The 26,023-nt window shown below is 42.7% G+C and carries 26 protein-coding genes; 15 read left to right on the forward strand and 11 right to left on the reverse strand.

Going from position 1 to position 26,023, the window contains the following annotated elements; all coding sequences use genetic code 11:
- Nucleotides 1-2 precede the first annotated feature (2 nt).
- From PP181_RS14560 to PP181_RS14585, 6 genes are all read left to right on the forward strand, one after another.
- Nucleotides 3-572 carry a phosphatase PAP2 family protein gene (locus tag PP181_RS14560; RefSeq protein WP_138257605.1) on the forward strand — a complete coding sequence of 190 codons (570 nt, stop codon included), beginning with the start codon at nucleotides 3-5 and terminating at the stop codon, nucleotides 570-572.
- Complete coding sequence (locus PP181_RS14565; RefSeq protein WP_272637628.1) at nucleotides 569-2,233, forward strand: ArnT family glycosyltransferase; 1,665 nt, start codon at nucleotides 569-571, stop codon at nucleotides 2,231-2,233. Before PP181_RS14560 ends, PP181_RS14565 begins: the two co-directional genes overlap by 4 nt.
- A 241-nt stretch (nucleotides 2,234-2,474) precedes the next feature.
- Nucleotides 2,475-2,897, forward strand: a complete 423-nt coding sequence (locus PP181_RS14570) for an ABA4-like family protein (RefSeq protein WP_272637629.1) — start codon at nucleotides 2,475-2,477, stop codon at nucleotides 2,895-2,897.
- Between the two features lie 40 nt (nucleotides 2,898-2,937).
- Nucleotides 2,938-3,813: a hypothetical protein gene (locus PP181_RS14575; RefSeq protein WP_272637630.1), complete on the forward strand. Its 876-nt coding sequence runs from the start codon at nucleotides 2,938-2,940 to the stop codon at nucleotides 3,811-3,813.
- Nucleotides 3,814-3,823: 10 nt separating this feature from the next.
- Nucleotides 3,824-4,909 (forward strand): sensor histidine kinase, encoded by a 1,086-nt coding sequence (locus PP181_RS14580; RefSeq protein ID WP_272637631.1) that lies wholly within the window; start codon nucleotides 3,824-3,826, stop codon nucleotides 4,907-4,909.
- Nucleotides 4,890-5,642 (forward strand): LytR/AlgR family response regulator transcription factor, encoded by a 753-nt coding sequence (locus PP181_RS14585; protein WP_272637632.1) that lies wholly within the window; start codon nucleotides 4,890-4,892, stop codon nucleotides 5,640-5,642. The genes PP181_RS14580 and PP181_RS14585 overlap by 20 nt, the downstream gene beginning before the upstream one ends.
- Before the next feature lie 107 nt (nucleotides 5,643-5,749).
- On the opposite strand, the gene PP181_RS14590 is transcribed toward PP181_RS14585, so the two are convergent.
- From PP181_RS14590 to PP181_RS14610, 5 genes are all read right to left on the reverse strand, one after another.
- Entirely contained in the window at nucleotides 5,750-6,607 is an 858-nt protein-coding gene (locus PP181_RS14590) for a lysylphosphatidylglycerol synthase transmembrane domain-containing protein (protein ID WP_272637633.1), read from the reverse strand.
- On the reverse strand, nucleotides 6,591-7,550 hold the full coding sequence (locus PP181_RS14595; RefSeq protein WP_272637634.1) for a glycosyltransferase family 2 protein: 960 nt from the start codon (nucleotides 7,548-7,550) through the stop codon (nucleotides 6,591-6,593). Before PP181_RS14595 ends, PP181_RS14590 begins: the two co-directional genes overlap by 17 nt.
- A gap of 69 nt (nucleotides 7,551-7,619) precedes the next feature.
- Entirely contained in the window at nucleotides 7,620-8,609 is a 990-nt protein-coding gene (meaB, locus tag PP181_RS14600; protein ID WP_272637635.1) for a methylmalonyl Co-A mutase-associated GTPase MeaB, read from the reverse strand.
- 36 nt (nucleotides 8,610-8,645) lie between these two features.
- Complete coding sequence (locus tag PP181_RS14605; RefSeq protein ID WP_272637636.1) at nucleotides 8,646-9,206, reverse strand: DUF2911 domain-containing protein; 561 nt, start codon at nucleotides 9,204-9,206, stop codon at nucleotides 8,646-8,648.
- Nucleotides 9,207-9,229: 23 nt separating this feature from the next.
- A complete protein-coding gene (locus PP181_RS14610; protein WP_272637637.1) occupies nucleotides 9,230-10,138 on the reverse strand; it encodes an aldose epimerase family protein in 909 nt (302 codons plus the stop codon).
- Between the two features lie 106 nt (nucleotides 10,139-10,244).
- Here PP181_RS14610 and PP181_RS14615 point away from each other — a divergent pair, with 106 nt between their 5' ends.
- The 3 genes from PP181_RS14615 to PP181_RS14625 are packed head-to-tail and all read left to right on the forward strand — an operon-like array spanning nucleotide 10,245 to nucleotide 12,778.
- Nucleotides 10,245-10,790, forward strand: a complete 546-nt coding sequence (locus tag PP181_RS14615) for an RNA polymerase sigma factor (protein WP_154916712.1) — start codon at nucleotides 10,245-10,247, stop codon at nucleotides 10,788-10,790.
- Entirely contained in the window at nucleotides 10,774-11,367 is a 594-nt protein-coding gene (locus tag PP181_RS14620) for a hypothetical protein (RefSeq protein ID WP_154916711.1), read from the forward strand. The genes PP181_RS14615 and PP181_RS14620 overlap by 17 nt, the downstream gene beginning before the upstream one ends.
- On the forward strand, nucleotides 11,339-12,778 hold the full coding sequence (locus PP181_RS14625; protein WP_272637638.1) for a hypothetical protein: 1,440 nt from the start codon (nucleotides 11,339-11,341) through the stop codon (nucleotides 12,776-12,778). Before PP181_RS14620 ends, PP181_RS14625 begins: the two co-directional genes overlap by 29 nt.
- A 17-nt stretch (nucleotides 12,779-12,795) precedes the next feature.
- Here PP181_RS14625 and PP181_RS14630 read toward each other — a convergent pair whose 3' ends face one another.
- The 3 genes from PP181_RS14630 to msrA all read right to left on the reverse strand — a co-directional run bounded on the left by PP181_RS14630 (nucleotide 12,796) and on the right by msrA (nucleotide 16,288).
- The gene (locus PP181_RS14630) at nucleotides 12,796-14,124 is read right to left on the reverse strand and encodes a Gfo/Idh/MocA family protein (protein ID WP_272637639.1); all 1,329 of its coding nucleotides are present in this window, start codon (nucleotides 14,122-14,124) and stop codon (nucleotides 12,796-12,798) included.
- Between the two features lie 3 nt (nucleotides 14,125-14,127).
- Nucleotides 14,128-15,453 (reverse strand): 3-keto-disaccharide hydrolase, encoded by a 1,326-nt coding sequence (locus PP181_RS14635; RefSeq protein WP_246160857.1) that lies wholly within the window; start codon nucleotides 15,451-15,453, stop codon nucleotides 14,128-14,130.
- Nucleotides 15,454-15,589: 136 nt separating this feature from the next.
- Nucleotides 15,590-16,288 (reverse strand): peptide-methionine (S)-S-oxide reductase MsrA, encoded by a 699-nt coding sequence (gene msrA / locus PP181_RS14640; protein ID WP_211361130.1) that lies wholly within the window; start codon nucleotides 16,286-16,288, stop codon nucleotides 15,590-15,592.
- A gap of 198 nt (nucleotides 16,289-16,486) precedes the next feature.
- On the opposite strand from msrA, the gene PP181_RS14645 reads away from it, so the two are divergent.
- The 3 genes from PP181_RS14645 to PP181_RS14655 all read left to right on the forward strand — a co-directional run bounded on the left by PP181_RS14645 (nucleotide 16,487) and on the right by PP181_RS14655 (nucleotide 18,336).
- Nucleotides 16,487-17,167 (forward strand): peptidoglycan DD-metalloendopeptidase family protein, encoded by a 681-nt coding sequence (locus tag PP181_RS14645; protein WP_272637640.1) that lies wholly within the window; start codon nucleotides 16,487-16,489, stop codon nucleotides 17,165-17,167.
- A 387-nt stretch (nucleotides 17,168-17,554) separates the two neighbouring features.
- Nucleotides 17,555-17,791: a hypothetical protein gene (locus tag PP181_RS14650; RefSeq protein ID WP_272637641.1), complete on the forward strand. Its 237-nt coding sequence runs from the start codon at nucleotides 17,555-17,557 to the stop codon at nucleotides 17,789-17,791.
- Nucleotides 17,792-18,099: 308 nt separating this feature from the next.
- Nucleotides 18,100-18,336 carry a hypothetical protein gene (locus PP181_RS14655; RefSeq protein ID WP_154916700.1) on the forward strand — a complete coding sequence of 79 codons (237 nt, stop codon included), beginning with the start codon at nucleotides 18,100-18,102 and terminating at the stop codon, nucleotides 18,334-18,336.
- Here PP181_RS14655 and PP181_RS14660 read toward each other — a convergent pair.
- The gene (locus tag PP181_RS14660) at nucleotides 18,333-19,058 is read right to left on the reverse strand and encodes an arylesterase (RefSeq protein ID WP_419776388.1); all 726 of its coding nucleotides are present in this window, start codon (nucleotides 19,056-19,058) and stop codon (nucleotides 18,333-18,335) included. The genes PP181_RS14655 and PP181_RS14660 overlap by 4 nt on opposite strands.
- 58 nt (nucleotides 19,059-19,116) lie before the next feature.
- Here PP181_RS14660 and PP181_RS14665 point away from each other — a divergent pair, with 58 nt between their 5' ends.
- From PP181_RS14665 to PP181_RS14675, 3 genes are all read left to right on the forward strand, one after another.
- Nucleotides 19,117-19,806: an ABC transporter ATP-binding protein gene (locus tag PP181_RS14665; protein ID WP_154916698.1), complete on the forward strand. Its 690-nt coding sequence runs from the start codon at nucleotides 19,117-19,119 to the stop codon at nucleotides 19,804-19,806.
- 47 nt (nucleotides 19,807-19,853) lie between these two features.
- Nucleotides 19,854-22,352 carry an ABC transporter permease gene (locus PP181_RS14670; RefSeq protein WP_272637708.1) on the forward strand — a complete coding sequence of 833 codons (2,499 nt, stop codon included), beginning with the start codon at nucleotides 19,854-19,856 and terminating at the stop codon, nucleotides 22,350-22,352.
- 226 nt (nucleotides 22,353-22,578) lie between these two features.
- Nucleotides 22,579-22,836: a hypothetical protein gene (locus tag PP181_RS14675; protein ID WP_272637642.1), complete on the forward strand. Its 258-nt coding sequence runs from the start codon at nucleotides 22,579-22,581 to the stop codon at nucleotides 22,834-22,836.
- A 213-nt stretch (nucleotides 22,837-23,049) separates the two neighbouring features.
- Here the strand turns inward: PP181_RS14675 and PP181_RS14680 are convergent, their stop codons facing one another.
- Entirely contained in the window at nucleotides 23,050-24,636 is a 1,587-nt protein-coding gene (locus tag PP181_RS14680; RefSeq protein ID WP_154916694.1) for an amidohydrolase family protein, read from the reverse strand.
- A 130-nt stretch (nucleotides 24,637-24,766) separates the two neighbouring features.
- Nucleotides 24,767-25,981 carry a sensor histidine kinase gene (locus PP181_RS14685; RefSeq protein ID WP_272637643.1) on the reverse strand — a complete coding sequence of 405 codons (1,215 nt, stop codon included), beginning with the start codon at nucleotides 25,979-25,981 and terminating at the stop codon, nucleotides 24,767-24,769.
- Nucleotides 25,982-26,023: the final 42 nt, after the last annotated feature.

Raw genomic sequence — 26,023 nt, forward strand, 5'->3', positions numbered from 1 at the left:
GGATGCTCGACCAACTACTGCAGTTAGACAAGGATATATTTATCTATTTGAATGGTTTGGGAACCCCTGCATGGGATACCTTTTGGCAATTCATTTCGCATAAATTAAGTGCCCTTCCCCTGTACCTTTTCCTGCTGATTCTTTCCTATCGGAAATTTGGGTTGAAAGGGACCTTGGTTTTGATGGTGACGGTTGCGTTGTTGATAACGGTATCCGATCAGTTGAGCAATTTTTTTAAATATGGCGTGGGTAGGTTACGGCCCTGTCATGACCCTGAAATTTCTTCCCTAATGCGCCTGGTAAAGAGCTATTGCGGTGGGAAGTATGGATACTTCTCGGCCCATGCCTCCAACGCCTTTGCCGTTGCCCTGTTTTTTGGGATGCTTTTGAAATCGGGTTTACGGTATATCGGTCTCGGTCTTGTTTTTTGGGCTATGGTGGTGGCCTATAGTCGGGTGTACATCGGGGTACATTATCCATTGGATGTCTTGACCGGAGCCCTGATGGGGAGTTTCTTGGGGTGGTTGTTTGCGAAGTTATATATATTTGCACATCGGAAATACTCCCTATGATATCCAACCTAAGGTATTGGTTTTTAGTAGTTCTTATTGTTTTGGTGTATATCGCCGGTAGTATCGTGACCCTCTTTGAAAACGATTCCGCCCAGTTCGCCGTGATGGCCATGCGCATGGTGAACGAGAACGATTTTATCAATCTGTTCAAGGGCCCTAACGAGTATTTGGACAAGCCGCATATGCACTATTGGCTGGCGGCACTCTCCTATAAAATTTTTGGAATCCACGATTGGGCCTACAGAATTCCCGGTATTTTGGCAACACTCTTGGGTGCCTATAGTTGCTACGGACTTGGTAAGCTTTTGTACAACGTGGATACGGGGAAATTGGCAGCGCTCGTATTCATGAGCGCCCAGACCATAGTATTGGGAGCGATAGACGTACGTACCGATGCTGTTTTGACCGGCTTTACCATTTTCGCCATTTGGCAACTAACGGCCTACATTGAAAAAGGAAATCTTATGGCAATTCTCTTGGGAGGTTTTGGCGCCGGGATGGCCTTTTCCACCAAGGGTCAGATTGCCTTGGTGGTCATAGGATTGCCGATTTTATGCCATTTGGCCTATACCCGAAAGTGGCACCGATTTCTAAGTTGGAAGGTACTTTTGGCCCTGGTAATTTTTGGATTGACCATTGCGCCCATGTTATATGCATATTACCTGCAATTTGACCTACATCCGGAAAAAGTGATTCGGGGTAGGGGAAACCGAAGTGGCATCTTTTTTATTTTCTGGGAACAGAGTTTTGAGCGCATGAGTGGGGAAGGCATCGGGAAGAACAGCAGTGATTACTTTTTCTTCTTCCATACCTTTTTATGGGTCTTCCTACCTTGGACCCTTATGGCGTTGGCAGCTTATTGGAGTAAGGCAAAGGCCTTTTTAAAAGTACGGTTTGCCTACAAGCCCGGCCATGAATTTTTGACCTTGGGCGGGATTACCTTGGTCTTTGTACTGATTAGTTTTGCCCAATTCAAATTGCCACATTACCTGAATGTTACCATCCCCTTGTTTTCGGTTCTTACGGCTTCTTTTGCGTACGATGTGCATCGGTCCGACAAAAATAGGATGACCAAATTTTTATTGGGAGGCCAATATTTTATCTTATCGGTGGTATTCGTGGCGAGTGCCTTGATCTGTTTTTTTGTATTTAAGTTCGATGGTCTTTTAATTCCGATACTACTGAGTGTAGCCGGATTGGTCATTGTTTATTTTGCACTTAAAAGGGAGACCTATTATGAAAAACTCATTACCGTTTCGGTTTGCGCCTCCGTTTTGTTAAATGCGGTTTTGAACCTTCACTTCTACCCGAACCTTCTCAACTATCAGGGTGGATCTAATATGTCTGAATTGATTTCGGAACATACTATATCCGTAGATAAAATTTATAAAATTGGAGATGACCATACTTGGGCCTTGGACTTTTACAACAAGTTTCCCGTACAGATCAGTTCCTTGGATGAACTAAAAAACAAAGAGGATGTTTGGGTCTATGTAAACGATGCCGAATTGGAGACCATACGACAATCCCCACTGGACTGGGACAGGCAGTTGACGGTGAATCAATTTAGAATCACCCGGTTACAGGGCAAGTTTTTAAATCCATCCACTAGAAACCAAGTGGTGCGAAAGATGCATTTGGTGCATTTAAAGCATAAATAGGAGTATTGTCAATTAAATCCTTTCTTTTTATTTTAAGAAAGTCCACTTCAAATTGGAAAACAATCAACTCGTGACTTCCAGCAAGAATTTTTTTGTCGCACTAGCAATATGCACATTTCTATCATCGAAATGTAATTCTAACAATTCAATCCACTTTTAAGACGATTCAAAACATAGTCATTTTATTTAGGGTGTAGTGTGTCCATCTTTGGCCTATCGATAAAACCTTAAAACACTTAAAATGACCGCAACAATTGTTTTTTCACTGGCAAATATTTTAGTCTTACCCATGTGGGTTTTGATGATTTTTCTACGAAAATGGAGGCCGACCAGGTTCCTAATTGATAATAAAATTATACCGATCGTCCTATCGGGTATATATGTTTTTTACATCCTGCAAGTGCTGATCTCAAACGGTATGATGGACTTTGGGAGTCTTAAAAGCGTGATGGAATTGTTTACGATAGAAAATGCAGCATTGGCAGGATGGATACACTATTTGGCATTTGACCTCTTGATCGGAATGTGGATGATAGATCAAAATAAGGACCTTAACCTTCATCAGGTATTGATGGCACCTTGCCTTTTCCTAACCTTTATGTTTGGCCCCTTAGGTTTTCTACTGTTTATGGTTCTAAAAGGGCTTAAGTCCAATCCCATATAATTTAACAAAATACATTATTTAACAATTAAAAATATCAATCATGGAACAGCTAATATCCATATTCGTAAAAAATGACCAGTCTTCTTCTGAAAACCTAACCAACCATTCGTTGGTCGGGATAAAACTAAAACGTCTTTTTTCAATAGTGAAGGACCAAAGTCCTGTTTTGTATTGGATATCTATAGTTATATCCCTTTTGGGTCTGTTCTGTATTGTAGGAATTTTTATCGATGAAAGAACTTTATTAGGGGTCAATGTTTGGCTCAAGCCGTTAAAGTTTTCCATATCTATTTCTATCTATTTGATAACTCTTGGATACTTGGTTTCAAAATATCCGTACTCCCAGAAAAAGAAGGCAATAATCAACCATCTTACTGCATGGACCCTGCTGTTGGAGTTCTTGATAATTTTCTATCAAGGATCTAGGGGAGTTCAAAGTCATTACAACGTTGCAACTCCTCTTGATGGCATTCTGTTCATGTTCATGGGGATATTTGTAGGAATTAATGTTTTGACCATGGTTTTATTTTTGATTGATGCCATTCGGTTAAAGCTAAGGGTTGCAAAGTCCGTTCAATGGGCCATTTTTTTAGGTTGGCTAATCGTTATTTTTGGAAGTTGGGTGGGAGGACAGATGATAAGTCAACTGGGCCACAATGTTGGTGTTGCCGAAGGGCAGGAAGGCTTGCCCTTGGTCAATTGGAGCGTAAAAGGAGGGGATTTAAGGGTAGCACACTTCTTCGCGTTGCACTGCATACAGATAATTCCGTTATTCGCCATGTGGCTAGGTCATAGATGGAAATTCCCCCAAGGCAAACAAATTTGGGTCGTATCTTTATTTGCTTTAATGTTCGCCTCGGTGATAGGGTATATTTTTTTTCAGGCAAAACAGGGCGTTCCTTTTATAGCATTTTAATTTTCTTGTAGTGATATATAATAAAGAAAGTCGAATAAAATATTTAGGATTTGATGATTTTTGGTTTTCTGTTGTTGGTATTTTTATCCTAAGCATTGTTACCTCATATCTTTTCAGTAGCACAACATCGGATATTTCGCTTTTAGAAGTCGCTTTAAGTTGGGTGATTGCATTGATGTTTTCCGCCATAGACTGGGTGATAAATCGAGGGATGATGATTTATTTACGAAGGAAATACCCAGAATTTACTGACGATGCCAAGCGTATCGTATTGTTTTTTCTTACCATAACCTTCACGGTTGTATTTGTAGATTATATAGGAGGGAAGTTATTATCCTTAATACCGGGTATAAATTATAACGTTAATGTATCCAGACTTAAAATGCTTTTGCCCATTATATTAATTACCATAATGACCATGGCGATATACGAGGCTATTTATTATAATATACGTCTTCAAAAATCCATCAGGCAAGAGGAGCGTTCCAAACAAGCCATAGTACAGGCGCAGTTGGACGTTTTACGAAACCAGGCGCAACCGCACTTTTTTTTTAATACCTTGAATACATTACGTGATATTATCGACCAAAACCCTAGGGAGGATGCCAAGAAATTTGTAGATAAGTTATCCGATATGTACCGATTTATACTAGAGACCGGTAATGAAAATCTTCTCCCACTACGAGACGAGCTAAAGTTCGCAAGAGCCTATATCCATATACAATCAGAGCGATTTGGAACCAATCTAATGGTGAATTGGCATATTCCCGAAACTTCAATGGATTATAGGGTTGTCCCTATGAGCCTTCAATTATTGCTTGAAAATGCGATTAAGCACAACATAATATCCAAGGCAAAACCATTAACCATAGCAGTAGTTGTAAACGATGATAAATTGATCGTGGAAAATAAGATTCAACCCAAATCCACTCAGCTACCGTCCACAAAACTGGGACATGTCAACATTCAAAAAAGATATGCGCTGATTTCCGATACATCCATTGAAATCCATAATGATGGAAACAGGTTTAGAGTAAGCCTACCCTTAATTAAAGTTTCAGAACTAAAAACTAGCCATGAAAATATTGATTATTGAAGACGAGGCAAGGGCCGCAAGTCAATTGCAGCGTATGTTAACTACTTGTGGTTTTGAATACGATCTTTTGGACATAATAGACACTGTAGAGAACAGTATACAATGGTTTCAAGGCAACGCCGCACCAGATTTGGTGTTCATGGACATACAATTGGCCGACGGGTTGAGTTTTGAAATTTTTCAGAAAATCGAAATTGAGGCACCCATTATTTTTACGACTGCATTTGACCAATATGCCATACAGGCCTTTAGGGTGAATAGTGTGGATTATTTGTTAAAGCCTATTCAAGATGCCGATTTGAAAAGGGCCTTGGATAAGTTCAACAGATCTAATAAACCAAACACCCTTGATCCAAGTGTTTTGAGACAACTTCTAAGCAGTTTCCAAATGACTCCCAAACGGGAAGGTATCTTGGTCAAAGATGGTAGCGGTTTTTTTCAGATTAAAGTTTCTGAACTTTTGTACTGTTATTCCGAGGAAAGTGTCACTTTTGGCGTGACTTCTGGAAAACGTTTCATCATTAATGAAACGCTTGATGAACTGTTCGAATCTTTGGACCCAAACAGATTTTTTAAAATAAACCGTAGTCAAATCATTGCCAAAAATGCCATTGAAAAAATAGATTCCTATTTTAACCACCGAGTGAAACTCACCATTACAAACCCACGTGAACAGGAATTCATTGTTAGTCGACCAAAAACCACTAATTTTAAGGAATGGTTGAATATGTAATATGTGAATCGAATTTCTCAGTAACTATCAATCTAATGTACCTTGCATTACTTCAGTAAAACACTATTAAGGGAAAACTACGAGACGTATGTAGTATTTATGATTTGCTAAAGTTTAATGTTCTTAAAATGAAAAACAATCCCCGTCAAGGAGACCAACGCCGTAATCAAAAAGAACACTACACTAATCCCAACGGAGGTGCTTTCTTCTAGGTTCAGTAAAGCGGCACCATAGAAAAAGGTCACTTCCCTACTACCCAAACCTCCAAGGGTCAATGGGATAACGGATACGATGGAAGAAACCAAAAATATAACCAGATACGCAATAATATTGCCCTCAATGGATAGTGCCTTCATAATACAGAGTACACAGAGAAGCTGGGCGAATTGTACTAGGGCGGAATACCCAACGGACTTCCAAAAAATGGGCAGGACATACTGGAAAAATCGCTTGTTTAAAAAGAAAAAGGTCCCCACAGATATGGGTATTAAAAGCAAGAATAACCATCGATACGGATTCAAAAGCTCAAATTCCAATACCCATAAAAGGGCACAGGCATAGATAAACAGGAGTAGCAGGCCACTGAGTCGGTCGAGTACCAAAACACTCACCACGCGCTTGGTAGGCACCTCGAAGGTTTTTTTGATTAGGTAGCCCTTGTAGGCGTCCCCACCAATTCCACCAGGTAAAAAAAGATTGTAGAACATACCTAAAAGGTAGAGCTTCAAATTGCTTTTTTGGGAGAGTGGGATTCCAAGCTGATGGAAATAAGCGTTCAGCCGAAAGGAAGCGAGTATTTTGGACACAGAAAACAATAGTATCGCAGCGGTCAAATACAGCGGGTTGCCTTTTTTCAAGGTGTTCACCACTTCCGTAAAATCGATTTTGGTAAAAATGAAGTAAACAAGCGCAATGCTTATCAACAACTTCAGGGCGGTGGTAAGGGTCTTACGCGGATTGGCCACCTATGCTCACTTTTTTGATTCGGTAGGGTCTTTTTTGTTGCGACTCGTAATAGGTACGTATCAACAATTCCATCACGATGCCTATGGTAAACAGTTGGATACCTCCCAAAATGAACATCATTCCAAAGATCAATAAGGGCCTGTTCCCAATATCCTCGCCCAAACCGAACTTCACTAATAAAAGATAGATATTTATCAATATTCCAAGGATGATCAAAAGAAATCCAAAGATGCCGAAAAGGTGAATAGGTCTTTGAAAATATTTTCGGATAAAGAGCAACAACATCATATCTGCCACTACCTTAAATACACGTTCCAACCCGTATTTGGAAACTCCGGCATGACGGGCATGGTGTTTCACGGGCACCTGTTTAATTTGCGCACCTTCCAAATGGGCCAAGAGGGTTATAAAGCGATGCATTTCCCCATAAAGATTCAAATCCTTGGCAATGTCCTTGGAAAACACTTTTAGTGCGCAACCATTATCCTTAATATCCAATTTGGTAACCCGTCTTACCATATAATTGGCAATTTTTGATGGTATTTTTTTTACCAAGGAATCCTTACGCTTTTGACGGATTCCGGTAACCAGGTCATAATCCTCGTTTACGGCATAGGAGAGCATCGGCGGAATATCGCTGGGGTCGTTCTGCAGATCCCCGTCCATGGTGATGATGTATTCCCCTTCGGCGTAATCTATACCTGCAGCTAGGGCCAGGCTCTGACCGTAATTTTTCTTGAGTTCGATGAGATGTACCTTTGGGTCCTTCATTCCCTTGACCACTTTTTTGGTGCCGTCCTTGGAAAAATCGTCGATGTAGATAATTTGGTAATTATATCCAGGTAGGCTTTCATGGATCTTTTGGGTCAACAACACCACATTTTCTTCCTCATTGTACAGAGGTACTACCACGGAGAGTAGGGAAGGGGTTACAATATCCATTAAGCAGTTTTTGGATTATGGGGCAAAGTTAAGTTTTTATTCGAACACTGTTAGCAAAGGATTTCCTGTCTATGCTTTCCTATACGCTCTAAGTAGGCGTTCAGCGGCCACAAAGGGGGTGATTTCACTTTCCATGACCTTTTCTTCCATGGATGACAGTGCTTGGGAAAGGGTTGGATTATCATAAAAATCCTGTAGCAGGATGTGGTTCAAATGATGCCGAAGCCACTTTTTGTTCTGTTGTTTTCGTGTCCGATGGAAAGAACCGTTTTCCTTTGTATGCAACATAAATTTTTCAATGCAGGACCAAATCGGTTCCAAACCTTTGTTCTCTAAGGCGGAACAGGTCATTACCTGCGGAATCCATCCGTTCTCCTTGGCCGAAAAGAGGTGCAGTGCCCTACTGAATTCCAATTGGGCCGTTTCGGCAGGTTGTACGTTCTGACCATCGGCCTTGTTGATCGCTATGGCATCGGCCATTTCCATGACCCCCCTTTTAATGCCTTGTAGCTCATCGCCCGCACCGGGCAATTTTAACAAAAGGAAAAAGTCGGTCATATCCCGTACAGCGGTTTCGTTTTGTCCAACCCCAACGGTCTCTATCAAAATAACGTCGTATCCGGCAGCTTCCAAAAGTATGATGGTTTCCCTTGTTTTTCTGGCCACACCACCGAGTGAGCCACTGGTGGGAGAGGGTCTTATGAAGGCATTTTTTTCCTTGGATAAGGTTTCCATCCGAACCTTATCCCCCAATATACTGCCTTTTGTCTCGTTGCTCGAGGGATCAATGGTAAGTACCGCGACCTTCTTCCCTCTGTGGACCAATAACATTCCAAAATTCTCGATGAAGGTGCTTTTGCCAACGCCCGGCACTCCCGTGATACCAACACGAACGGATTCTTTCTGGTATTCAAGGCACTTTTCCAGAAGTCCTTCAGCTATTTTCTGATTCTCCTTTTTGGTACTTTCAATTAAGGTAATAGCCTTGGCAAGGGCGGTCCGGTCATTCTCGATGACCTTTTTTGACAAGTCGTTGATGTAGGCTACATCGGGAGTCATTTTAAAGCTTCTTTCTGAATGTCCAATGGCTTTCGGCTATTTATTGATGGGCACGTTGATACGTGTTTGGTCCCAGGAGAGGCTTAAATAAAGCTGGTCCTCATTAGTAAAGTCGATGGTAAAGTTTTCCACGGGTTGCGATATTTCCCTCGAGGGCACTTCTACATTGATGAGGTCCTCGGCCGCATCCCTGGTAGTCTGTGTGCCACCCCCAAAAATGCTAACCCCCCAATCCGGTACTTCCTTATTGAAAATCACCTTCCAACTTTCCTTATTTGGGATGGTCCAAAGGGAATACGTACCCGCGGGCAAGGGCTTGTCGATTATTTTGATGGCTCCTGATGTAGTAAATGTCGTGGGTTCGTTGGCCCCCGTACGCCACACTTGGTCAAAGGGCACCAGACCGCCAAAAATGGGCCTGCCTTTTTTGGAGGGACTGGAATAATGGACTTTGAGTTGGGTACCTTGTAGGGTATAGGAGCTCGTTTTTTCCGGGCTGTGTTTCTTGGTCTCTTTTCGCAAATAGGGTAGGCCCACAAAGTAAAACAGGCCAAATAAAACTATAAGTACCGCTACCAGTCTTTTTAGGAATTTCATGTCTTTTGAAGTGTTAAGTAGTCCTAAGGTACTAAATCAAAGGTAAAGATGGTAATGTTGTTATAGGTTTCCCCGGGCTTTAGAACACTGCTTGGAAAGTCCGGTTGGTTGGGTGCATCTGGGTAATTCTGGGTTTCAAAACAAATTCCGGGAAAATCCAAGGGAGTGTAGACCACCAAGGCGGGTTGGTTCGTGAATACCTGCATGGTAATACCGGATTTAGCCGAATGTAATTCCGCCACTTTTTCACTACCCATGTCTTTTATATAAGGTGTGTCCAAACGCTGTACGCCAATTTCCCTTGGCAGTAAAAAATCATATTTGGATTTCCGCACAGGGATGATGTCGCCCGTAGGTAACAGATTTTCGTCTGTTTCCAGTATATACGGGCAGTTGAGCTGTAACTCATAATTGTCAATGTACGGGCTGTCATCCAATTTAAAATAGGAATGATTGGTCAAATTGATGACCGTACTGCGGTCCGTCACCGCTTGGTGTATGACCTGTAAAGAATTTTTGACCAGTTTATAGGTTACGTTTACGGTCAGGTTTCCCGGGTACCCTTCCTCAAGATGTTTGCTATTATAAGATAATTTCACCATTGGGTCATCTGCATAGGACACCTCCTCAATTTGCCAATATTTTTGATGAAATCCTTCCTTGCCACCGTGAAGATGCACCCCATCTTCATGGTAGAGTAAAAATTTTTCCCGATCTAAAACAAAACTACCGTTGGAAATACGCCCGGCGTATCTGCCTATGCATGCTCCCAAACAATTTTCATCCAAACGATATCGGCTTGGGTGGTTGTATCCAACTACCACATTGGTGTAGTTTCCGTCCTTTCCCTTTACCAGAAGTTTCTGGATAATGGCGCCGTAGTCCAGCACCATTAAGGTCATAAATTCGTTGGAAATCGTAACTTGTTTCAAGCGGAAATATTAAAAAGATTCGTAAAAATAGAAGTTTTTTGCAACACCCTTTTTTTTCTTTCGTCCTTAAAGTAACAACAACTAAAAACAAACACCAAACCTACCAATGTTTCAAATTGACATTGTTGAAAAATGTAAGGCAAACGACCGCACTGCACAAATGCAATTGTACCGGCAGTATTGTGACGGAATGTACTGTGTAGCCATGCGGTTTTTAAAAAATGCGGACGATGCAGAGGATGTATTGCAGGAAGCTTTTATCAAGGCTTTTCAAAAAATACATCAGTTTAAGGGGGAGGTGACGTTCGGGGCGTGGTTAAAGCGTATTGTGGTGAACAAATGTATCGATTTCTTGAAGTCGAAAAAGGAACAGACCATCGCTTTGGACGAAACGTATATGCGGCCGGTGGATACAGATGATGATTGGACAGTGGAGGAACATATCGATATTGAAGAAGTAAAGGAGGCCATTGGGCAATTGCAAGGTAAATATAGATATGTCGTGATGATGTATTTGGTAGAAGGTTTTGACCACATTGAAATTTCAGAAGTATTGAACATAACCGAAACCGCCTGCAGAACGCGATTGTTGCGCGGTAAAGGTCAACTAAAGGAGTTGTTAAAAACAAAAGGATATGGCACGGGATCTTAAAAAATTGTTCGAGAAGGAACGTGAGGAACAAACCTTCAAAATGAAGCGGGGACATGAAGCCCGCTTTTTGGCCAAGCTGGAGGAGTCGCTTCCACAGGAAAGGGAGCAAACTTCCCTTTGGAATACCTGGCGGGTGGCTGCTTCGGTCATACTACTTGTTGGAGTGGGAATTTTTGCCTATGTACAAATCAATACGACGGAGGATGTACCCACCACGGTGGTTGACACTGAAAAATCCAAAGAAAATAACAAGGGCTTTTCCTTTGGGGACCTTTCTCCCGATTTAAAAAAGGTGGAGAATTACTACGTGGCCAATATCAATATGGAACTTTCCCAATTGGAGATATCGGAATCCAACAAGGAGCTTGTGGACAGTTTTATGGAGCGGTTGGCTGAGCTGAATTCCGAATACCAAAACCTGAATACCGAATTGAACGAATTGGGCCCCAACGATCAGACCATTGGGGCGCTCATAGAAAACTTGCAGCTTAGGTTGCAGTTATTGCAGAAATTAAAAAAGAAGTTAAATCAATTAAAATCATCAAAAAATGAACAGATCACCAAGAATAGTATCTAAACAACTCATCATTGTCTTAGGCTTTTGTATGGGTTCCCTAGTAGGTTTTGCCCAGAAGGAAAGCCGCACCTATACGGAAAGTTTCAATGTAGATAAGGATGCCGTTTTGGATATCAATACGAGTTACGCCGATATTGAGTTCGAAACCTGGAACAAGAATTCCGTTGAGGTGGCCGCGGTCGTCGAATTGGAAGGAGCGGATAAAGAGGAAGCGGAGAATTACTTTGCGAACGCCCCGATAAAGATTATGGGGAATAGTTCCAGGATCGAGATTTCTTCCGGTTCCAATAAATTCGGGTTTATAGGCTCCCAGGATTTTGAGTTCGAATTTGGGGAGTTTGATATTGAGATTCCCGAAATGGCACCCTTTGTGGTGGAAATTCCGGAGATAGCACCTTTCCCGGAAATCGTGGATATGCCGCCCATGCCCCCTTTGCCCCTTACCGATGCCTTTGAGTTTGACTACAAGGCCTATCAAAAGGATGGGGAAAAGTATATGAAAGAATGGCAAGAGGAATTCAAAAAGAGCTTTGATGAAAAGCATCAGAAAAAACTGAAGGAATGGGCCAAACGTATGGAAGAGCGAGGAAAGGATATGGAAAAGCGTATGGAGGAACGTGAGAAACACAGAGAGGAAATGGAAAAAAGGCGTGAGGAGCTCATGGAGCAACGTGTTGAAGAACGTGAGGCGATGCAGAAAGTAAAACATGAGGAGCGGAGGGCACGGCAAGAGGCAATGCGTTTAAAAAGCAGACATGAGGGACCCAATATTTTTTATTTTTCCACAGATGGGGAAAACAAGAACTTCAAGATCAAAAAGACCATAAAGATTAAAATGCCAAAATCCACCAAGATTAAAATGAACGTGCGGCACGGCGAGGTGAAGTTGGCGGAAAATACCAGAAACTTGAATGCGACCCTGTCGCATTCAAGCCTATGGGCCACTACCATTGACGGAGATGAAACACAGGTGTCCGTATCCTATTCCCCGGTCAACGTGAGACGATGGAACTTTGGGCAACTAAAGACCAACTATTCCAAGGATATTGAGTTACGTGAAGTGGGAAGTTTACAATTACAGGCAACTTCGTCCGATGTCACTATCGATAAATTGCTAAAAAGGGCCTTCATCAAGAATGATTTCGGGCCCTTGAAAATTGTTTCCATTGACAATGACTTTGAAGAGATGGACGTATCCTTGAAGAACGCAGAATTCCATTTTGCACTTCCTTCAGTGGCGACTTCGATTTACATTAAGGGAAATGCTTCGGAAATGGTTTTGCCCAAAAAACTGACCCTGACCGAGACAAAAAATGGAAATACCAAGATTTTAAAAGGATATCATCTATCCGATAATAAAGACCGTTCCCTGGTCATTACTTCGGATTATAGCGAAGTGACCATCCAATAAGTATCTTTGCCTCTTTTCTACAGTTTTGGTTCCCATCCAGGAGCATACTCGCGTTTCCAGAAATTCATCGCCATCTCATTGTTCAGCACTTTTCCTGTAGCCGTATCAATTTTTAAGGTCTCCCCGGCATCTTGGGCCATATTGCCCAAATGGCAGAGCATGGTCGTGATGCTGGCATCTTGAATATCTGCATGTAAACTCTCATCCTGCCGTATGGCATTGAAGAAGTTGCCTACATGATTCACGTCCAATTGGCCTTCCCCACGAGTATTCGTAGTTTCGCTAGCGCCTCCCTCTTTTTCCTCCTTTAACAGATTCCCTTGCAAATCGTATAACTGATAAAAGTTACGATCTAGCATGATGGAGCCTTTGCTGCCGTAGATGGTAATGCCCCTACCCGGTCTTTCCGGTTTCATGATGCCGCGACTATGTCCGGTCCAGGTAATGAATTTGTCATTATCGAAGGAGAACGTGACCTGTTGGTTGTCTACAAACTCCCAATCGTCGTCATACGTGTATTTTCCCCCAAAGGAAGTGACACTGTTGGGTAGGTCCACGTCCAGGGCCCATCGGCATATATCAATTTCATGGGTTCCATTGTTATGGATTTCGCCCGTTCCCCAATTCCGGAACCAATGCCAGTTGTACGGATGTACATTGTCCTTATATTTTTCTCGTAAAGCTGGACCTTGCCACAATTCCCAATCCAAGGTTTTGGGGACATCGATTACGGTGCCTTTGCCAATACTTCCCCTATTGTTGGAGTAATAGGCTTCGCCTTTGTATACATCGCCAATGATTCCTTCCCTAATATCCTTGATAGCGCTAATGGAAGTTATCGCAGAACGTTGTTGGTTTCCCATTTGCACTTTCTTTCCATATTTCCTTTGGGCGGCCGTCAACAATTCGTTTTCATGAGGATTGTGGCTACAGGGTTTTTCCACATAGACATGTTTTCCTGCCTGAAGTGCCAAAATCGCCATAGGGGCATGCCAGTGTTCCGGGGTGGCAATAAATACGGCATCTACCTTTCTGTCTTCCAGGATTTTCCGAAAATCCTTTTCTACTTTGGGTACATAACCAATATTTTCTTGGCACCATACATTGTGTTCTTCAATGATGACATCGTCTACGTCACAGCTATACAAAATGGTGGCATTTGGGTCGGCATGAATGGCCTTTACATGCGCTTTTGCCCGACTGCGAACCCCAATGACCGCACAATTGATTTTATCGTTTGCTCCTAAAATTCTGCCGTAAGAGGCCGATGAAAATAGCATGCCGCCAAAGGTCAAACCTGCCGTGCCGGCACTTGTTTTCTTTATAAAATTTCTTCTTGTTGTCATTGCCTATTCTTTTGTGGTTGGTTTTATTTTTATATTCTTGAAGGAAACGCGGTCCCCATGGTCTTGAAGGAGAATATGCCCTTTTTCCGCTTCCCCAAAGTTGGGCCAGGTCACATATTTACTTTCGGAAACCAATTTTCGATAGTCATCGCTACCGCGTTCGTATTCCAAAACCTTCATACCGTTCAGCCAATGTTCTACATGTCCGTCCTTAGAAATTATATGGGCCGTGTTCCACTCGCCAATGGGATTTATGGGTTTGTTTTCATCGGCCTTGATTAGGTCATATAGCGATGCGACCGTCCTGCTACCCTCATGATTGCCCAATTTGGCATCAGGATGGCGTTCATCGTCCAAAATTTGGTATTCGAGACCAATAGAAGAGCCCGGACCTTTGTTGATATCAGTATCCACGTAATATTTGATGCCGCTATTCGCACCTTCGGTAATTTTAAAATCCACTTTTAACTCAAAATCGCCAAAGGTCTCCTTGGTCACAATATCACCACCTGCCGCTGATTCTTCACCTCCTGACGAAAGTACGGTCAATACGCCGTTTTCTATTTCCCATCCTTTATCGGGGAATTCATCCAATCGGGCACCCCGCCATCCGTCGGTTGTCTTGCCGTCCCAAAGCATTTGCCAGCCATTTTTTTCCTCGTCGATGCCCAAAGCGTTTTTGGTAATAATCGGGTCGATTGGGGTTTCGGTAGCATATTTGGAAAGACTATCCGTCAGGATTTTAATGTTCTTCCAACTAATTTCGGTGCCTTCCTGTTGGTCATCGCCAATACTGTGTACTTGTAGCGCAATAAAACCATTGGAGGTTTTATCATCGATCAAATGTGCGGCCGGTACACCGTTGATCCATGTTTTTAAAGTATCGCCTATGGCCTCGATCCTGTAATGGTTCCAATCATTTTGTTTAAATGCCTTTTGAGCTTCAGGATTTCTGGTCAAAGGGTTCAACCATCCTCGCCGGGCCTCGTCATAGATACCTGCGCTCCAAGCCCTTTCCGATGGGTCGATTTCAATCTGATAACCATGCACCCTTCCGTCCATATAATGGGGAAAGCTGTTGCTCCTTATTTGTATTCCAGAGTTCATGGAGGGGTCTACCTTATAATCCAGCTCTAGGATAAAATCCCCGTACATTTTATTGCTGGTCAAAAAGGAGTTTGGGGTATCGTGGACGGTACTTCCTACGATGCTGTTATCACGGACCGTGTAATTTGCCGTTCCCCCTTTTTGGGTCCAACCCTCAAGGGATTGTCCGTCGAATAAGGATACCCAAGGGGTATTATCGGTGGGTTCCTGCTTGCAGGACATACATAGGAAAGCCCCAATGGAGAATGCGTAAAAAATCAACTTGTTTTTTGTCATGGCGATGCTTGTGGTTGTTAATCGGTTCAAAAAAAAGCGTCTTAAAAAAGACGCTTGAAGATAGTAATTTTATGTTGTATTGCTAATGCACTTCCTTTTTTAAGTAATCCCCAAAATTGGCCTTAAACCGATTCAACCTGGGAATGGAAACGTTACGGATGTAGGAATTGTTAGGGTGTTTTCTTTCATAATCCTGGTGGTAGTCCTCAGCATCATAGAACTTGGTAAAGGCGGTCACTTCCGTGGTAATGGGCGCCCCGCCGTAAACATTTTGGTCTTTCAGCGCTTGGATATAACTGTCTATGATTTTCTTTTCCTGCTCGTTCTTATAAAAGGCAATGGAGCGATATTGCGTACCCCGGTCCGGTCCCTGACGGTTTAAGGTCGTGGGGTCGTGCGACCCAAAAAATACCTGTACCAATTCCACAAAGGAAATTTGGGAAGGGTCATAGTACACTTCAACGGCTTCGGCATGGGAACTCTGTCCGCTTCCTACCATTTCATAGGTGGGATTTTCTTCTGTGCCCCCGGCGTAGCCCGAGATTACTTCCTTTACCCCCCTAACACTTTCAAAAATGGCCTCCACGCACCAAAAGCAACCACTGGCAAAGTAGGCCGTTTCGTATTTGCTGAGGTCCTGCGGACTCATTTTTTCAATTTTTTCCGATGTTGGAGTCCTTTCTGAGACGTTCTCCGAAATTGTTGCAGGTTTGGTCTTGGACTGGCAACCTGTGGCCAACAGAATGGCCATGGCCATAAGGGAATGTTGTATGAATTTCATCGTAATTGGTTTTTTGTGCGCATGTTTAGTAGGAAAAATACAAAGTACTTACCTCAAAAAAGGTTAAAATATGTTAAGGATAGCTGGTGACTACCTAAATTTATTCCATAAACCCTCATAGAGGGGTTTGTCATGTTGATTTAAACACCTCTGTAAAAAAAATGTTTAAAATCAAGCTAGTAACCTAATTTTAGACATGTGAACGTACTGGAGCAATTACTTTTTTCATATTCCGAAAAGTCCATCCCCATCTTGGATGAGGCTTTACCGATTGCAAATTATGTATCGTTGGATTTATCCAGTTCGAATTCCGATTTGAATGGTGTAAACATTACCGACCCAAACGAATGCCAATTCTATATTGACTCTATTTTAAAAAGGCAGGGAGGTAAGGTCGCCCATGGCGGTTATTTGGAACAAAGAAATCTCTATGCCGATAAGTCCGGCTTCAACGAGAAAACACAATCGCCAAGAAATATCCATTTGGGAATCGATTATTGGGCACCTGCCGGTACCAAAGTAATCAATCCCTTAGATGGGGTGGTCCATAGTTTTAAGAACAATGCAACCAGGGGCGATTATGGACCCACCATAATTCTGCAGCACAGCATACAAGGGTTGGTCTTTTACACTCTGTATGGGCATTTAAGTTTGGAATCGTTGGATGGATTATCGGTCGGTAAGGAATTTGCGGTCGGAAGTGTACTGGCCTCCTTGGGTACGGAAGATATCAATGTAAATTACGCCCCGCATCTGCATTTTCAGGTTATCCAGGATTTAGAAGGCTACGAGGGGGATTATCCGGGCGTATGTGCCCAGGTAGACCTTGATTTTTACAAGAAGAATTGCCCGGATCCCAATCTGCTATTGAAAATTTAATCTAAATAATTCCTCGATGGCTTTGCCTCGAGGTTTCCGATTATACCTACCCTTCGGGGAGGTGGGAATTGTCTTTTCGCTCCCGATAGTTATAAGGACCGTGTGGGGTAAATATAAAATTTCGGTTCCAGATGGTGATCGGGATGAAACTGGCGGAATACCCCTATGGCTTGACTAGGGAATAGTCGGTTTCAAGAAATTTTTTATCCCGCTCGATTAAAAACACCTTTTTCCGATAACCTGTTTTTTGTGCAGGGTACGTTCGTCGAGCAAATTTTACACTTAATCCGGATCGGTGCAGCTTATCGAGAAACCCCTGTTTTTCAACGAATGGCAACCCCCTTACATACGCTTGCGGTAGTTATAATAATGTAACAAACGCAAGTCATGAAAACAGTAGCGACCATCTTCTTCATCTTCTTCATAGGAACCGCGGCCAGTGCCCAGGACAGGCCTGAGACCCTAAAGGTAGAGACCATCGAAATGGGAATCGTTACCGAAACAGCTCCGATAAAAAAGATGGAGGTAAAACAGGAAGTGGCCCGTTTGTACCGGTTCAAGAACTCAAGGGTAAAGAAGGAACTTTCCTTTACTACCAAAGCGAACAGCCCTAAAATGGCTTAACCTATACCAGTATCCCCTCGGTATCCCTACCTGCCCAAAGGGCAGGTTTGGGACTACCCCTTCAAAAGTTCGTATGCTCTTTCAGCTTTTATAAATGATTCCGTTGTGACGTGTAAGAATCGGTTTTTTTTACCGATGAAATGCTTAAAAACATCGGTGAACTATAATTTTAATTGTAGGAAAATACGTATTATCGATTGTTGTTCGTCGAAAAGTTTGAATTTCATCGGTAAAACCTGACATTTTATCGAAACTCAAATTTTAAATCGGCAATATTGGAGTTATATACAGACCAAATCTACCTACAAATGAAGACTATTCTTAGTTTAATGCTTGTTATTTGCATGGGGACTTTTGCCCAAGCTCAGAAAGCGGAAATTGAAGTGAAAGTGAGTACCATTTCAAAGCCCATAGCTGAACCCATGGACCAAACTAATTTGGGTGAAAAGTTCCCAGCAGTAACAGGTATTTTCGTTCTAAAGCATTCTAGGGTCAAGAGAGCCCTATCCTTTATCGTGGAGGAAAAAAATGAAAAACTGGCCTAATCCATCGATGTTTCGGTCACGTTTTCCTCTAGGACTACGGGTCCTAGTATGTCCCAAACATTTCCGGCAACAATTTTTTGACCTTCTGCCGTTGGATGTATGCCGTCCTCTAAATTTAATTCAGGTTCGCCTGCAACCCCTTCCAATAAAAACGGGATCAGTAAAATATCATTTTCCTGTGCGAGATCGGGGAACATACTTCTAAATTCTGAGGTATACTCCAACCCCATGTTTGGCGGAATCTGCATTCCGGCAAGGATGATGGTGGTTTCCGGATTTTTTTGGCGCACGGCATCGATAATCTTCTGAAGGTTTTCCCTGGATTTGTCCAAGGGAATCCCCCTGAGTCCGTCATTGGCACCAAGCTCCAACACAAAAATATCTACCTCCTGGTTCAAGACCCAATCCAATCTATTGAGTCCCCCAGAGGTAGTTTCACCACTCAGTCCGGAGTTGATTACGGTGTAATTCAATCCCAGGGAATCAAGGCGTTTCTGTATCAGATTTGGGAATCCCTGTTCTGTTTCCAGTCCATAGGCAGCGGTAAGGCTGTTCCCAAAAAATAGGATCACCTTGTCATCCGCAGTTTCCCCCTGTTCAAGGGTAACATCGCTTTGGTTCGTATTCTCCTCCGTATTTTTTTGTTGTTTCTTACCTTCACCACAGGCAATAATCACCAAAAAAGCCAAAAAATAACTAAACTTTAATACTTTGTACATCATGGTTTCTTCTAAAAATAGAAATCATTTGTTTATTTTGTTCGCTTGTACCAAATGATTTATGGCAAAGATATTAAACGTACGCAATCTTAGGAAGACCTATAAAAGCGGTTCCAAGGAATTGACCGTTTTGGATGGGATTTCCTTTGAAATTGAAGCCGGCGAAACCTTCTCCATTGTTGGGCCCTCCGGAAGTGGAAAAACGACCCTTTTAGGTCTTTGTGCAGGATTGGACCATGTGGATGAGGGCAGTATTGAGCTCTGTGGGGTGGAATTAAGTAAGTTGAACGAGGATGAACTGGCCTTGTTGCGAAACCGGAAGGTGGGTTTTATTTTTCAGGATTTTCAATTATTGCCCACATTAACGGCCCTCGAAAATGTTAGTGTCCCCTTGGAATTACAAGGCAAACCCGATGTCCAAAAGGTGGCCAAGGATTTATTGGAAAAGGTAGGTCTTGGGAGCAGATACGATCATTATCCGTCGCAATTATCTGGCGGGGAGCAGCAGCGCGTCGCATTGGCGCGTGCGTTTTCAACGACCCCCGATATTTTATTCGCTGACGAGCCAACCGGAAACTTGGATGAGGAAACCGGGGAAAAAGTGATTCAGCTGTTGTTCGAACTGAACAAGGAAATGGGAACTACCTTGGTTATCGTAACCCATGATCTGGACCTTGCACAGCTCACCCAAAAGATAATCCGTCTGAAAGGCGGTAAAATTATTTCCAATCAAACCAAAACCCTAGCTTGAACCCATTGGATACCTCTACCAAAACCCGATTTTCTTGGTTGTTAAAAATGGCTTGGCGCGATGGCAAGGCCAGTGGAAAGCGACTGTTCCTGTTTATGGGCAGTATTATTTTGGGGATAGCGGCTGTGGTTTCCATCCAATCGTTTAGTCAAAATCTAAAGGAAAATATCGGTGGGCAATCAAAGGCCTTGATGGGTGCCGATTTCTTGATCGACAGCAATGAGCTGGCCAATGAGCGGGTACAACAAATCATGGATTCCTTGGGTGGCGCGGGCGCAAAAGAAGTAAAGTTTGCCTCTATGGCGGCTTTTGTAAAGAACGGTGAAACCAAATTGGTTCAGGTGCGGGGGGTGGAAGGAAACTTCCCGTTTTACGGTGAATTGGAGACGGAACCAGCATCGGCTGCTGCTGATTATCAGGAAAAAGGGGGGGCTTTGGTGGATGCCACGGCCATGATTCAATTTGATGTAAGGGTAGGGGATAGCGTAAAATTGGGGAACATTACCTTCCCGATTGTTGGCTCCTTGATAACCGCTCCCGGAAGTACGGGCATTGGAACATCCGTAGCGCCGCCGATCATCGTACCGTTCGAGTACATGGAACCTAGCGGTTTGTTACAAAAGGGGAGTCGCTTGGAATATGCCTATTACTTCAAATCACCGAAAGCTGACCTGGAACAACTTGACAAGGAAGTGGACCCTTTGCTGGACGAACAAAATGCCGATTTGGATACCCATACCTCTACCAGTGACCGATTGGGGAGAAGGTATAACAATGTGGGGCGTTTTTTAAATTTGGTTGCCTTCATCGCCTTACTGCTGGGATGCGTAGGGATCGCAAGTTCCGTACATATTTATATCAAGGAAAAACTAAGGGCGGTAGCCGTATTGAAATGTTTGGGTGCCACCAGAAAACAGACCTTCCTGATTTACCTTATCCAAATAGCAGGCATGGGCCTGTTGGGAGGGTTTATAGGGACGGTCATTGGACTACTGCTGCAGCAGACCTTCCCCATGATATTACAGGAATTTCTACCGTTTGAGGTTGAAATCTCTACTTCGTATTCCGCAATAGCCGTCGGTTTGATTTTAGGAGTGCTCATGTCCGTTTTATTTGCCCTTTCCCCGCTGCTAAATACCTGGTTCGTTTCCCCATTGCAGGTTTTGCGGGTACAGGACAACATTGGCACAAAATCAAGAAAGGCACAGATTTGGGTGGTTTTGGCCATTGTACTTTTTGTCTTTTTGTTCGCTCTGTGGCTCTTGGAAAACTTAAAATACGCCTTGGGTTTTGTGGTTGGAATCCTAATTACCTTTTCAATTTTGGCCGGAGTTTCCATCCTTTTCATGCGCTTGGTTAAAAAGTATTTTCCAAAATCATGGAGTTTTACCTCACGCCAGAGTCTATTGAATCTATTCCGACCCAATAACCAAACCGCCGTGTTGATTTTGGCGATTGGAATCGGGACTTTTTTGATCAGTACCTTGTATTTTACAAAGGATTTCTTATTGGCCAAGGCCGTGGTGGATTCCAACGAAAAGAGCCCCAATATCATCATGTTCGATGTGCAGACGGGACAGAAGCAGGATATCATCAATACCGTTGCTCCAAAAGGATTGCCCATTTTGGACAACATCCCGATAGTTACCATGCGGATGGAGCGAATCAAGGACCGTAGCGTCAATGAAATCCGATTGGATACCACCACAAGTATCAATAAATGGATACTCAACCATGAGTTTCGGGTTACCTATAGGGATTCGCTCATAAGCTCGGAAAAATTGGTATCGGGCGCCTTTGTTGAAAAAATGCCACAAAATGGTCCCGTACCCATTTCTTTGGCGGATAATGTAGCGAGGGATGCCCAGGTCGTAGTGGGTGACACCCTACTTTTTAACGTTCAGGGTATGCTCATGGAAACTGTTGTTGGTAGCATACGAGAGGTGGATTGGGGCAGGATGCAATTAAACTTTTCAATCGTTTTCCCAACCGGGATTCTGGAGAATGCGCCGCAATTTCATGTACTTACGACCAATGCTCCGGACAAGTCTACATCGGCCAAACTGCAAAGGGAATTGGTAAAGAAATTTCCAAATGTTTCCATTTTGGACCTACGTCAGGTCATTACCCTCATAGAGAGTATCTTGGACAAAATTTCATGGGTAATAAGCTTTATGGCTTTCTTCAGTATCCTTACGGGAATTATTGTCCTGATCGGTTCTGTGCGTAATAGCAAATATCAGCGAATTCGGGAAAGTGTGCTTCTGAGAACAATCGGGGCAAAAAGCAATCAGATCCTGAAAATTACCGCCTTGGAATACCTGTATTTAGGTATTTTGGGAAGCGGTATCGGGGTTTTGTTGTCTCTATTGGGCAGTCAGTTGCTCGCATACTTTATTTTTGAAACACCTTTTATACCTTCTTGGATTCCATTTTTGATTGTACTTCCCGGAATAACATTATTAGTGCTGACCATTGGTTTGTCCAATAATATTTCGGTGTTAAAAAGTCCGCCGTTACAGGTTTTAAGGAAGGAGACAAACTAGTTTTATTTCTTCGGATTTGTTCCGGGGCGGCCACTAATCTACCCAAAAACGGTCGGTCAAACGTCCTTTTTATCGGTAAGTGGAAAATGGCTGCGGTTCCGTATATCGACCTTTTTTTACACTTTATCCAACAAAAATCGAATGACCGAAAAATGTTGTATTTCAGCGATTTATAACGATATCACCTTCCTTGCCGAGTTAGCTTTATATAACCCAAATCGATGTTATGAAAGCTATTTTAACCTTTTCTCTAGTACTTTTTTTCGGAGGAATTTCCTTAGCTCAGGACGCTAAGATCAATCAAAAAGTGGCTACGCTACAAGAAGACGTAGTTTTGGTTGCGTCCTATTTGGAAACCAAGAATGTAAAAGGATTGGATATGAAAGGACAAACCGGAATTACCAGGTTGTACCGTTACAAAAATTCCAGGGTTAAAAGTGCTTTATTTTTCACAACAAAGAACAACAAGCCTAAATTGGCATAAAAATTGATCTACTTAATATACGGTATTTTTGGTACCGTTCACCTTAAAGACAAAGCTATGTTAGTATCCACCACACTTATTGCCACATTATTGATTGCCACGTATTTGGTAGTTTTTCCAAAAACTAAAGGAACGCTTAGACCGATTAAGATTCCGGTAGACCAAAACAAAAGATAAATCTTTGGGAGGGTCAAGCGTACCCTCTTCCTTTTATCATTGTTTTACCCCAGGTTGCTTTATCGAATAATTTTCTTTGGCCTTGGCCTCATCCACCTGGCGTTTTACATCTGCCAACAAGGCCTTTGAGTCATAGATGATTCCGTCCTTGATGGTGTATTTCACCCCGCCAACGCGAACGACCTCATTATCTTCGGTGAGTTTTATGGCGCCCGTTCCGTAAAGTACTTTTAGATTTTTAAGCGGATTTTCTTCGACAATCGCGAAATCTGCGAATTTTCCAATGGCAACACTGCCAATTTTATCATCCATGCCCAGTGCCTCGGCGCCATTCAATGTTGCCGACCTGATAATCTCCAAAGGATGAAAACCGGCCTCGCGTAAGAGCTCCAATTCACGGATGTAGGCGAAACCATAAAGTTGGAAAATGAAACCAGAGTCAGAGCCCGTAGTTACGCGGCCACCCCTATTTTTGTACTCGTTTACGAAGGTCATCCACAGGTCGTAGTTCTTTTTCCAGGCCACTTCCTGCTCGGTACCCCAATCATGCCAGTATGAGCCATGGGAAATCATGCTGGGCTGATAGAACTCCCAAAGGGATGGAAGGGTATAATCCTCATGCCATTCCGCTCTTCGAGCCCTTTGTAAGTCCCTGCTCGCCTCATAAATATTAAAGGTAGGGTCTAGGGTAAAATCAAGCTCCAACAATTCGTTCATTACGTTATTCCAATGCTCTGAATAAGGGGCCGCCGCTTGCGACCAGAGATTGCCCGCATTTTCAAATCGGTGTTGCTCGTTCTGATAGTTGTAGTCCAAAGGATAATCCTGTACCGTTCTATCATCAAATAAGGCTTCTGGAAGCCCGTACCAATGTTCCATGGAGGTCAGGCCTGCACGAGCGGAGTGCAACACGTTCCACCGGGCCACGCTCAATTGCGCGTGATGGCACGCGGAACCCAATCCCAATTTTTTGTTTTCGTCCAATGCGGCGGCCATGATTTCCGGCTCCGCGCCAAAAAACTTGATTCCGTCCGCACCTTTTTTTGCATTGGCCCTCACCCATTCCCGTGCCTGTTCCGAAGTTGAGATTGGGATATCGTTAAGGGGGTTGAAGGACTTGCTAGTCTGCCCAAAACCGGTATAGGCCATGATCCTTGGGGCTATAATTTCATTTTGTTCACTTTTCCTTTTTAGGTCCATCGTGAAGTCTACGCCCCTTCCGCTAGGTTCGCGCACGGTGGTGATGCCATGGGCCATCCAGAGTTTAAAGACATAATCCGGCTCCGCACCTTGGGCCTTTCCACCAATATGGCCGTGCATATCTATGAGTCCGGGCATTAGGTACATGCCCGTACAGTCCAATTCTTTGCCGCCAGGTTTCAATTGCGGTCTATCCGACCCCTTGATCTTTACTCCCGGATAGCCTACCACTTGGATGTCCTTAATAATGTTGTTTTCAACAACAATGTCAATGGGTCCTTGTGGGGGAGCGCCATTTCCGTTGATCAGCATTACCCCTCGGATAATGAGCTGTGAATGGGGTCCGTCGCCTTCCAAGGATTGGGCAAAGGCTAGGTTTAAAGAAAAAACTAACAGGACTAAGGGGAGAAGAAATTTGTTCATTTGGTTATAGGTTGATTAAAGCCAAATATTTATTAGGCTTTTTAAATATAGGAAATATCGGGTTATCAGGTGCAGGCCAATGCCCAGTTTCAATTGAATTTGTAAAGACCGTAAATAAGATAGAGGAAATTTAGGCTACTGGGGACAATTGCTGCTTTATTTCCTGAAACTTGATAATATAATTTGTTCCTTTTTTACTTGTATCCTTTTGGATGGATCCTTTAAGTTGCCTAGTAAGGTTGTGAATTAGCTTAAGGCCCAAGGATTTTGAATTTTTGTAGTTTATGGTATCGGGAAAACCAACGCCATTGTCCCCTATATTTAGTACATAATGTCTGTCGATTTCCTTTTTTAGAGCGATATAGATTTCCCCTTCCTGATCATCGGCAAATCCATATTTGAGCGCGTTGGTAACGGCCTCATTGATCAAAAGACCCAATGGAATGGCCGTATCTATACCTAATTTTATTTCTGGAATATCGATTTTTAACTGTACTTTGCTATCCAGACCTTTTATAGACCGTATCAAATATTCGCTAAGTTCCTGTACATAGGATTTGTATTCGATTTGACTAATATCTTTTCGCATGTACAACATCTCATGGACCATGGCCATGGAAATAACCCGGTTCTGGGTGCTCTTTAAAAGGTTTCGCATTTGGGTCTCCTCTACGTTTCTTGTCTGTAAGCTCAATAGGCTGGACACGGTCTGTAGATTGTTCTTGACCCTGTGGTGTACCTCCTTTAAAAGCATTTCCTTCTCGTGCATTTGTCGCGTGAGTTCTTTCTTTGACTTGTAAAGTGCGTTGTGGGACTTCAATAAGTCCTTTCCGAAAATACTGCCCAATAAAAAGAGGGAAAACGACACAGAAATAAGACTAAAAATACTTCTGAACTCAATGGGAACAAGATTTTCCGTAAAGCTCAATTGGGGAAAACTTTGTGAGAATATGAATAGGATAATGGCAAAGGTCAAGTAAAGGAAAAACCTGCCGTGTTTACGCGTATTCACATACCCTGCAAAAACCACCAACGCCAGCATAAATATAAAGCTACTATTTATACCTCCACTGTAAAGTATTACTATCAAAGCGGTTACAAGGGCCATCAATGAGGATATATAGTACGTTAAACTTATTTTTTTGGTGACTTGGTAGATATAGGTATTTGCAAGATTGGCAAGGCCATAGATAAAGAGTACATGTGGGATAATTTCTGTAATGTTCAACAAAAACAGGCAAATGAGTCCGAAAACAATGGCCAAGGCACTGGTGATGTAATTTACCTTTAGAACTAGCTTTGTTTTCTCCCTTAGGTATTCTTGCTCTATATGAGAATCTGGCATACTAACAATTTAAAAAATTGGTAATCAAAGTTTCCACTGTAA

The organism is Maribacter sp. PR66, from assembly GCF_028464205.1.
Taxonomy (GTDB): Bacteria; Bacteroidota; Bacteroidia; order Flavobacteriales; family Flavobacteriaceae; genus Maribacter; species Maribacter flavus.

What these genes read in the sequence shown, in the direction of transcription:
- PP181_RS14605 (WP_272637636.1), bottom strand. Translation starts at nt 9,206, where the DNA reads ATGAAATTCCTAAAAAGACTGGTAGCGGTACTTATAGTTTTATTTGGC.
- PP181_RS14595 (WP_272637634.1), bottom strand. Translation starts at nt 7,550, where the DNA reads ATGGATATTGTAACCCCTTCCCTACTCTCCGTGGTAGTACCTCTGTAC.
- PP181_RS14660 (WP_419776388.1), bottom strand. Translation starts at nt 19,058, where the DNA reads ATGATGTACAAAGTATTAAAGTTTAGTTATTTTTTGGCTTTTTTGGTG.
- PP181_RS14670 (WP_272637708.1), top strand. Translation starts at nt 19,854, where the DNA reads ATGGCTTGGCGCGATGGCAAGGCCAGTGGAAAGCGACTGTTCCTGTTT.
- PP181_RS14565 (WP_272637628.1), top strand. Translation starts at nt 569, where the DNA reads ATGATATCCAACCTAAGGTATTGGTTTTTAGTAGTTCTTATTGTTTTG.
- PP181_RS14680 (WP_154916694.1), bottom strand. Translation starts at nt 24,636, where the DNA reads ATGAACAAATTTCTTCTCCCCTTAGTCCTGTTAGTTTTTTCTTTAAAC.
- PP181_RS14655 (WP_154916700.1), top strand. Translation starts at nt 18,100, where the DNA reads ATGAAGACTATTCTTAGTTTAATGCTTGTTATTTGCATGGGGACTTTT.
- PP181_RS14575 (WP_272637630.1), top strand. Translation starts at nt 2,938, where the DNA reads ATGGAACAGCTAATATCCATATTCGTAAAAAATGACCAGTCTTCTTCT.
- PP181_RS14650 (WP_272637641.1), top strand. Translation starts at nt 17,555, where the DNA reads ATGAAAACAGTAGCGACCATCTTCTTCATCTTCTTCATAGGAACCGCG.
- PP181_RS14685 (WP_272637643.1), bottom strand. Translation starts at nt 25,981, where the DNA reads ATGCCAGATTCTCATATAGAGCAAGAATACCTAAGGGAGAAAACAAAG.
- PP181_RS14620 (WP_154916711.1), top strand. Translation starts at nt 10,774, where the DNA reads ATGGCACGGGATCTTAAAAAATTGTTCGAGAAGGAACGTGAGGAACAA.
- msrA (WP_211361130.1), bottom strand. Translation starts at nt 16,288, where the DNA reads ATGAAATTCATACAACATTCCCTTATGGCCATGGCCATTCTGTTGGCC.
- PP181_RS14585 (WP_272637632.1), top strand. Translation starts at nt 4,890, where the DNA reads ATGAAAATATTGATTATTGAAGACGAGGCAAGGGCCGCAAGTCAATTG.
- PP181_RS14615 (WP_154916712.1), top strand. Translation starts at nt 10,245, where the DNA reads ATGTTTCAAATTGACATTGTTGAAAAATGTAAGGCAAACGACCGCACT.
- meaB (WP_272637635.1), bottom strand. Translation starts at nt 8,609, where the DNA reads ATGACTCCCGATGTAGCCTACATCAACGACTTGTCAAAAAAGGTCATC.
- PP181_RS14570 (WP_272637629.1), top strand. Translation starts at nt 2,475, where the DNA reads ATGACCGCAACAATTGTTTTTTCACTGGCAAATATTTTAGTCTTACCC.
- PP181_RS14560 (WP_138257605.1), top strand. Translation starts at nt 3, where the DNA reads ATGCTCGACCAACTACTGCAGTTAGACAAGGATATATTTATCTATTTG.
- PP181_RS14665 (WP_154916698.1), top strand. Translation starts at nt 19,117, where the DNA reads ATGGCAAAGATATTAAACGTACGCAATCTTAGGAAGACCTATAAAAGC.
- PP181_RS14625 (WP_272637638.1), top strand. Translation starts at nt 11,339, where the DNA reads ATGAACAGATCACCAAGAATAGTATCTAAACAACTCATCATTGTCTTA.
- PP181_RS14630 (WP_272637639.1), bottom strand. Translation starts at nt 14,124, where the DNA reads ATGACAACAAGAAGAAATTTTATAAAGAAAACAAGTGCCGGCACGGCA.
- PP181_RS14675 (WP_272637642.1), top strand. Translation starts at nt 22,579, where the DNA reads ATGAAAGCTATTTTAACCTTTTCTCTAGTACTTTTTTTCGGAGGAATT.
- PP181_RS14635 (WP_246160857.1), bottom strand. Translation starts at nt 15,453, where the DNA reads ATGTCCTGCAAGCAGGAACCCACCGATAATACCCCTTGGGTATCCTTA.